Annotated in this window: 7 protein-coding genes; 4 read left to right on the top strand and 3 right to left on the bottom strand. The window is 41.2% G+C overall.

Annotation, left to right across the window (positions count from 1 at the left end):
- Together D6774_03695 and D6774_03690 are read right to left on the bottom strand one after the other, a co-directional pair.
- The coding region (locus D6774_03695) for a hypothetical protein (protein ID RME77679.1) at nucleotides 1-743 on the bottom strand (743 nt) is incomplete at its 3' end.
- A complete protein-coding gene (locus D6774_03690) occupies nucleotides 740-2,119 on the bottom strand; it encodes a TldD/PmbA family protein (protein RME77678.1) in 1,380 nt (459 codons plus the stop codon). The genes D6774_03690 and D6774_03695, both read right to left, overlap by 4 nt.
- A gap of 90 nt (nucleotides 2,120-2,209) precedes the next feature.
- Here D6774_03690 and D6774_03685 point away from each other — a divergent pair, with 90 nt between their 5' ends.
- Nucleotides 2,210-2,743 carry a J domain-containing protein gene (locus tag D6774_03685; GenBank protein RME77677.1) on the top strand — a complete coding sequence of 178 codons (534 nt, stop codon included), beginning with the start codon at nucleotides 2,210-2,212 and terminating at the stop codon, nucleotides 2,741-2,743.
- A 181-nt stretch (nucleotides 2,744-2,924) separates the two neighbouring features.
- Here D6774_03685 and D6774_03680 read toward each other — a convergent pair whose 3' ends face one another.
- Nucleotides 2,925-3,203, bottom strand: coding sequence for a hypothetical protein (locus D6774_03680; protein RME77676.1), 279 nt, complete (start codon nucleotides 3,201-3,203; stop codon nucleotides 2,925-2,927).
- 204 nt (nucleotides 3,204-3,407) lie between these two features.
- Here D6774_03680 and D6774_03675 point away from each other — a divergent pair, with 204 nt between their 5' ends.
- From D6774_03675 to D6774_03665, 3 genes are all read left to right on the top strand, one after another.
- Nucleotides 3,408-6,467 carry a DEAD/DEAH box helicase gene (locus D6774_03675; GenBank protein RME77675.1) on the top strand — a complete coding sequence of 1,020 codons (3,060 nt, stop codon included), beginning with the start codon at nucleotides 3,408-3,410 and terminating at the stop codon, nucleotides 6,465-6,467.
- A 14-nt stretch (nucleotides 6,468-6,481) separates the two neighbouring features.
- On the top strand, nucleotides 6,482-7,138 hold the full coding sequence (locus D6774_03670) for a hypothetical protein (protein ID RME77674.1): 657 nt from the start codon (nucleotides 6,482-6,484) through the stop codon (nucleotides 7,136-7,138).
- A gap of 269 nt (nucleotides 7,139-7,407) precedes the next feature.
- A partial coding sequence (locus D6774_03665) for a hypothetical protein (protein RME77673.1) occupies nucleotides 7,408-7,873 on the top strand: 466 nt, incomplete at its 3' end.

Genomic DNA, 7,873 nt, shown 5'->3' with positions numbered 1-7,873 from the left:
GGATTTGCAGGTGCAACAGGGGGGACGAAGATATCTCGCAATGCTTCTTCGCTGATGAGCACGTTTCCTTTAAACGCAATTGGTTTTTGAGCTGAAGCTGCATCTCTTGCACGGGCACAAGAGTGTTTGACAAACTCTTCAACTCTGAAATCTTCAAAACGCGTGCTTGAAAATTGAGGCGTGAAATCACGCTCAACTCCTCTATGCATGCCAACAACAGCAAGATCACAAAAAACCCTGGTTTTATCTTGGGTGAGGTCAATGCCTGTTGAGGAAATAATTCTTGATGTAGAAAGTGAGAGTGAGAGTTCAGCACTTGCTAGACGCACCTTTTTTTCTTTTTTAATTGTTTTTCTTAGTTGTTTTTCAAGGAGGTCAAGATTATTTTTTTGATCGCCTACGCTAAATACGCGTAGTAGGTAGGGATCTGCAGTTTTTACCTTTTTTACAGGTTTCTTCTCAGGAAGTTTATACTCTGGTGAAAGACTGTGCTTTGCTGCAACTACTGCGTCAGAAATCTTTTGAGGAATTTCATTAACGTCAGTAATGGAGACGCATCCTTCCCCTATTTTTGAGCCAGCTTTTACATAGACAGTAAGCGTATATTGAGCAGTATCTGCGTGAAGGTCCGTTTCTTTTTGGTCGCGTATGAGGTAGCGCTGGATTTTTTGTGTTTTCTTCTCATTAATACGCCAGCCATGTAGTTTTCGAGTACGCAGTTCTTTTTTGAGCTCTTCAATCATCCTAACTCTACCTCTTCAATGAGCATGTGGGGACCTCCTTCTGAGACGCGCACCCACTCTTTGTGTTGCTTACCACATCTGCCCGTGCCATTCACTTCAAGATCGTTTGCAATCATTTTGATATTATTGAGGATGGTGGGAAGATAACCGGTCATGGTGATGTTGGTAAAAAGCTCTCCTGTGAGTTTACCGTTTTGTATGCGCTCTGCGAGAATGCCTTGAATCTGAATACCCCATCCTTTAGGATCTTCCATCCCTCCTCCCGCACTGTGTAAATAGAGCCCATCTTTTACTGACTTGATGAGTTTTTTGGGATCGTCTTTTCCTGGTTCGAAATAGGTGTTGCTCATGCGCGCATAAATTTTGTGATCAAACCGCTCACATCTACCATTAGCAGTTTTTGGTGTGCGAAGATAGTGTGCTGAATAGATATCTGAAATGGGTGTATGTACCACTCCTTTTTTCATCAAATAGGTTTTGCTTGCAAGTTCTCCTTCGTCATCAAAGAAATAAGAACCGTGACATCCTTGAAGAGAGGGATTTTCAACTATGTTTACTTGTGTTCCTGCAATTTTTTGTCCTAAGTAGTCCTTTGCAAGGCACATGCCCTTAAGCATGGTGTCAGCTTCCATGCCGTGGCCGAAAGATTCGTGCGCCAGAAGTCCTGAGAGGTGTGGTGAGAGCACGCACGTATATTTTCCCGGAGTGAGTTTTTTTGCTTTTTTGAGTTGTTTGCTTTTTTTGATGATTTCTCTGATTGTTGATTGTGCAAGATCAAGGTGTTCAATTCCGTGTGAGAAAAAAGATTGGTAGTGCTGTTCAAGACCTTGCTCTGTTTGCACGTAGGTAAGGGTGATAAGTGTTTCATTTGTGAGTTCTTGTGAGAGTGCTCTGTGCTCTGAGACGAAGATTTTCTCCTCCCACTCTTCAATAAGTGCCACTCGTGCATGAGCAATGTCATCATCTTTTACTAATTTTGTGTGAATGGAGCTGAGTTTCTTAATTTTTGTAGAAAGAGGCATGACGCGAGGATCTTTTTTTGGTTTTGTTGCAAATCTTTTATTGAGTTTCTTTACATCTCTTGGTATTGTTTTTCCTCGCCTCTTTATTGAAGACATTAGTGTGTGAACTTGTTCTTCAAGATATTCTTTGTCAAGAAAAGATGTGCAGAACTCATTGAAGGCTTTACCATCCCAAATTCTTATTTTCACTCCTTTGTCGTCGCTATCATCCACCGTTACTTCTTTTGTATCTTTGATAATTCTTTTTTCCCTTACGTGAGAGTAGAGAATGTCAGCGTAGGGGAATGTTGTCTGGATTGTTCCAATAAGTTTTTTTGCAAATGAAATCCACGACTTTCGCTCAATATCTTCCATGGGTATACCTACGTTTTAAGGTGTTTTTAAACCTTCTCTCGTCACACATAGGTAGATAAGCTTATAAATTAACTTGAACGAATTTCTCTTATGATCATCACTTTTAAGCAACGAGAATTAGAGTATCGGCCAATAAGGTCCAATCACATGCGCAGAATGCAGCAAATCCAAAACAGTATTGTCGCGACGCTAGGACAGCTAGGTATTCGCGCAGATGATATTGACTTTGTGCAAGGCTTTGCTCTTAAAAAAGTTCCTGCGCAGATGAATTGGTATGCTGACGGGTATTTTTGCCACATCTCGTGTAACAAAGGGAATTCACTTGTTGATAATTTTGCTCTCATTCTTGAGCTGCTCAAACAGGAAGTTGCAGATGTGCTTGCAGGAGCATTGCAAGAAGATGAGTTCTATGCAAAGTATGAAGAAGACGAGGATATTTATGAGCAACAACGTGCTGCGCGTAACTATTTCGGACTTGAATCAGACCATTTTGACTTTGATGAGGTGGTAAGACGCTACAAGGAAAAATCAAAGCAGCTCCACCCCGATATGCCTCAAGGAGATGTTGATAAGTTCAAGGAGCTTAACAAATATCACAAGATCTTGAAAAAAGAGTTAGAGTGAACGATCATAAAGATGGTTAACTCACAGTTCCTAAAAGAGTAAGACTTCTTAATAGAGTTGCTATCTGCCTTTTTGATGTTTGAATAAAACGTTGTGCAAAGAAGTTAGTGCAACAAGGAATTCGGGAACTTGTTTGAACAGTTGTTCTCGTAGTTGTTTTTATGTATGCACTCTACAAGCGTTATGCAAATTTAAGCGTTGTTGCAAAAGATCCAAGAACCACAAACAAGAAGAGTACGAGCAAGAGGAGTACTGCATAAATGATTCCCATGACATATCCCCATATGAGAACTCTTCTGTGAAACGCCTTATTGAAGAATGGTCCACCTTTGTCAACAATTGCGTAGAGCAAAAGCATAATAACCCAGAAAAGCAAACTGGTAATACCTGTAATCCAGCCAAAAATATAGAATATCCACTCTTTAGTACCTTGAATAGGCAGGGTTGTGCTTCTTACCATACTTGTGAAAAAAGAGGTCTTGTTATTTAAAGATATGTTCTACCATGATTCAAAGGTTGAGTAATTACATTCTTTTTCTGTCATAACCCACATACTAAAAGATGCTTAGAAGATGGTTACTGTTAAAGATCTCTTGAGGAAGTTTGAAATGAAAACACACTTGAAAACAATACTCTTTTAACACCGATTTTCTTTCATTGCTTTATGATTACACCCATGCGCCGCCCATTTATAAAGGAAGAGATTGTGCGAGTGCTCACACCCACGTTTAAAAACTGGTTTTTGGGCAAATTTAAGGATTTCACACAACCTCAGCGTTTTTCTATCATTCCCATTCATCAGCGAGAAAACATTCTCGTAAGCTCTCCTACAGGAACGGGAAAAACGCTCTCTGCCTTTGGAGCAATTCTTAACGAGCTTGTTGATCTTAATGAGAAAGACTTGCTGGAAGAGAGGATTTATGCAGTTTATGTCAATCCTCTTAAATCCCTCTCAAGAGATATTGAAGTAAATCTCAACACACCCCTACAAGAGCTTCAAAAATTCTGTGCAAAGAAATTAAGAATTCGCGTCGGCACAAGAACAGGCGACACTACACCCAAAGAAAAAGCACAGCTATTGAAAGCACCACCTCACATTCTCATCACTACCCCGGAATCACTTGCAATTATGCTGCAATCCCCTAAGATGCGCGAGCATTTTCGTCAAGTGGAGTGGTTCATTTGTGATGAGATTCACGCACTTGCAGAAAATAAACGCGGCGTGCATTTATCTCTTACGATGGAGTTTTTACAACGTTTAAGTCCTGGTATGTGTCGGGTGGGACTCTCCGCAACAGTTGCTCCTCTTGAGGAGGTTGCTCGTTTTTTAGTGGGTACTAAGCGTTCGTGTAAAATTGTTGATGTGGCTTCCATTAAACAGCTTGATTTGAAAGTGATCTCACCAGTTCCTAATCTTATTGATACTACCTTTGAAGAATTGCAACGAGAAACATACAATCTTATTGACAAACTCATTCAGGAGCATAAGACCACCCTTATCTTTACCAATACTAGGGCTGCAACGGAAAGGGTTGTGCACCACCTAAGAACAAAATTTCCTGATAAGTACACCGATCTTACTCAACTAGATGTGACGCCAACTCACACATCCGAACAAAGCGCACATCCAACTAACCCTCCAACTAACCCTCCAACCAACACTTTTGAAACAAGAGATAATTATGAAACTGAAGAGAGGAGCGTAGCCACGCTTGAACACGAACAGGTAACTAGTGCTACTGCCGTAGGGGCGCATCACGGATCGCTCTCAAGAGAGCAACGCTACGCAGTTGAACAGGGACTACGAGAAGGAAAACTCAAGGCAGTTGTTTGTTCAACATCGCTTGAACTGGGCATTGATATTGGCTACATAGATCTCGTCATTCTGCTAGGATCTCCAAAATCGGTAGCGCGCGCTTTGCAACGCGTTGGCCGTGCAGGACACTCCTTACATGAAGTTACTAAGGGAAGAATCATTGTTCAAGACAGAGACGATCTTGTTGAATGTGCAGTTCTTCTCAAGCAAGCCCTTGAAAAGAAAATTGATCGTATTCACATCCCTAAGAACTGTCTTGATGTTCTAGCGCAGCAAATTTATGGTGCTGTGCTTTCTGAGAAGATAAGTTATGGTGAGCTCTATGAACTCATCACTTCTTCGTATTGCTATCAAGACCTCTCTTCTGATGATTATGTAAGCGTTCTTGAATACCTAGCAGGAGATCACGTTTCTCTTGAAGAGCGTCATATTTATGCAAAGATTTGGTGGGACAAAGAGACAGGTATGATTGGTCGTAAAGGAAAGCTTGCACGCGTATTGTACATGACCAACATTGGAACTATTCCTGATCAGACAGGTGTGATTGTAAAAATTGGTGATCAAGCAATTGGCTCTATTGACGAAGCATTTCTTGAACGACTCAAACCCGGCGATATTTTTGTCCTTGGCGGATCAACATATCAGTTTCGTTTTGCACGCGGAATGACTGCACAAGTGTTGCCGGTTTCTGGTAAACGTCCGACAGTTCCTTCTTGGTTTTCAGAGATGCTTCCCCTCTCCTTTGATCTTGCTCGCCAGATTCAAGATCTGCGTTACAAATTAAGTGAGAAGATTGAAAAAGAATCTAAAGAAGATGTCTTGCAGTGGCTTTACGACTACCTTTATGTTGATGAAAATGCAGCTCTTGCGATTTATCAGTATCATCAAGAAATGCTTCATTACGTTGGTCTTCCTCATAAGAAGCGATTAATTATTGAAATGTATCATGATGAGAGTAAATATTATGCTATTTTTCACAGCCTTAATGGTAGACGAGTAAATGACGTTCTTTCTCGGGCTCTTGCGTTTGCTCTTGGTCGTTTGCAAAAAATTGATGTTGAAGTAGGCATTTGTGATAATGGTTTTTATTTGGCATCTAAGAAAACCCCTCAGGTGCGAAGAGCACTTAGCGCTCTTGATCCTGAGCGTTTACGTGAACTTATGGATCTTGCAATTGAGAGAAGTAATGTGCTTGCACGCAGGTTTAGACATTGTGCTGGACGAGCGCTTATGATTTTACGTACGTATAAAGGGAAACAAAAACGTGTGGGACGACAACAAGTAAGCTCACAAATACTTCTTAACGCAGTTAAACGTATTGATAATGATTTTTGTATTTTGAAGGAAGCTCGCAGAGAAGTGCTTGAGGATTTAATGGATATTGAAAACGCAGCAGTGGTTCTTCAAGAGTGGAAGAAACCATTTATGATTATTGATGAGGTGCATACGAAGATTCCTTCTCCCTTTGCGTTTAATTTAATTTTGCAAGGGTATGCAGATATTTTACGCATGGAAGATAGAGTTGAATTTTTGAAGCGTATGCATGAACAAGTGCTTGCAAAGATTTCTCTTGATGCTGCTCGCAAGGGTAAAACCGTTGAAATTATGCCTCTTCGCAATAAGCCTCGCAGTTATGAGGATATTTGGAGTGAGCAATCACGTAGAGAGGAAGAATCTCTTGTTAATGAGAAAGAGCAGTTACGTCTTGATCTTGCACGTGCTGCGCGTAAAACAGGAATGCCTGCGAATTTTATTTATGAGGCGAACAGGCTAATTGATGGAGACCGGCAGGGATTTAGACGAGAGTTTGTTGCATACCTTGAAGAGTTACTCTCAGGCACCGTTCCTCCCGTGTGGACAGATAGGCTTGTGAAGCTCTTTAGGGAGGCGCTACCCGAAATTAAGTAGTAACATCCAGAGAAATGTTAGTACTTTATAGTGGTACATTCTGCGATATCTTTATAAATAAGTTGTATGTACTTATAAGTATGCCACAAGAACTTTTCGAAATACCCTCCCTTGACTCACTCGTAGGAGAACCATTCTCAGAACAATCAGAACCCTTTGATCTGCGCTTGCTTGAAATTCCCCCCTATACCATACCCCAAAACAGAACAATACGACAAACAACATTTCCTGCACTTCCAAAAGAATATAGTCCGCTCATAAGAACTTTTGTCGAACCTGTCGCGCAAGAAGCTGAGCAAAACGGATTTAATTCAAACATTTTCACCGCCCTTTACGAAGCAGTTCTTAACGCACACCAACACGGAAACCAATTAGATCCTACAAAAACAGTAACTCTTGCTTACGCTATTGAAGAAGACATGTTTTGTGCAAGCATCATCGATCAGGGGGGGCGTATTGACCCTGCGTTCGTCCCTTTTGTTCTTAGACACAAACTAGGCGAACACAAGAAAAAATTCATCGATTTCTACCAATTTTCAAACAAGGAAAAACCAAAAAGCAATAGAGGAACAGGAACTTCTTTTATGCACACTTATGTCAACCAAGTAAACTACTACAAATCAGAAGAGGGAGGACTTGTAGTGGAACTCATCAAATTAAAACCAGAATAATCACACATACCCTTCTTTAAACAACGTTGTTAGCAAGGATAGCAAAAAGAGCAAACCTACCTAAAAAGGATCTACCGTACCGCTGAAAAAAACATTCTTTACCTTCTTTACACCAAACAACCCCTTCCCCAAAATCTTTTTCCGCGGTTCTGTTCCACACACTTTTCACACATCACCACATCAACACACTACTTTTACGTGAAATTACTCTACAAACGCGTAAGTAACGTAACAACATTTATCTACTCGTTCATTAACAGCGTTAAGTTATGAAGCAAGAAAAACTTCTCGCAGCACTACGCATCGCTCTGGGATGGATCTTCCTCTGGGCCTTTCTTGACAAGACCTTTGGAATCTACCCCCCTGCTGCTGAAAACGCATGGATTGCCGGTGGATCACCCACCACAGGGTTCTTAGCAAACGCTCCTTCAGGACCATTTGCAGAACTCTTCCACGCACTTGCAGGATCAGCCCTTGTTGACTGGCTCTTTATGCTTGGCCTTCTTGGAATTGGTCTTGCACTTATTTTCGGCATCGCGATGCGGCTTGCAACCTGGTCAGGTTCAATTTTACTTGGCCTTATGTGGCTTGCAGTACTGCCACCAGAGCACAACCCCCTTATTGATGATCACATCATCTACATCCTCGTCCTCATCTTACTCTATAAGACGAACGCAGGAAACGCATACGGGTTGCAGCAATGGTGGAAGAAAAAAGCACCCTCTTGGTTGCAAT

The sequence above is a fragment of the Candidatus Woesearchaeota archaeon genome (assembly GCA_003695435.1).
Lineage (GTDB): Archaea > Nanobdellota > Nanobdellia > Woesearchaeales > UBA11576 > J101.
Note: the sequence above shows the minus strand (reverse complement) of the source record. Positions and strands in the feature narration are given on the sequence as shown.

Coding starts and splice junctions, on each gene's coding strand:
- D6774_03675 (RME77675.1), top strand. CDS start 3,408: ATGATTACACCCATGCGCCGCCCATTTATAAAGGAAGAGATTGTGCGA.
- D6774_03680 (RME77676.1), bottom strand. CDS start 3,203: ATGGTAAGAAGCACAACCCTGCCTATTCAAGGTACTAAAGAGTGGATA.
- D6774_03690 (RME77678.1), bottom strand. CDS start 2,119: ATGGAAGATATTGAGCGAAAGTCGTGGATTTCATTTGCAAAAAAACTT.
- D6774_03670 (RME77674.1), top strand. CDS start 6,482: ATGTTAGTACTTTATAGTGGTACATTCTGCGATATCTTTATAAATAAG.
- D6774_03685 (RME77677.1), top strand. CDS start 2,210: ATGATCATCACTTTTAAGCAACGAGAATTAGAGTATCGGCCAATAAGG.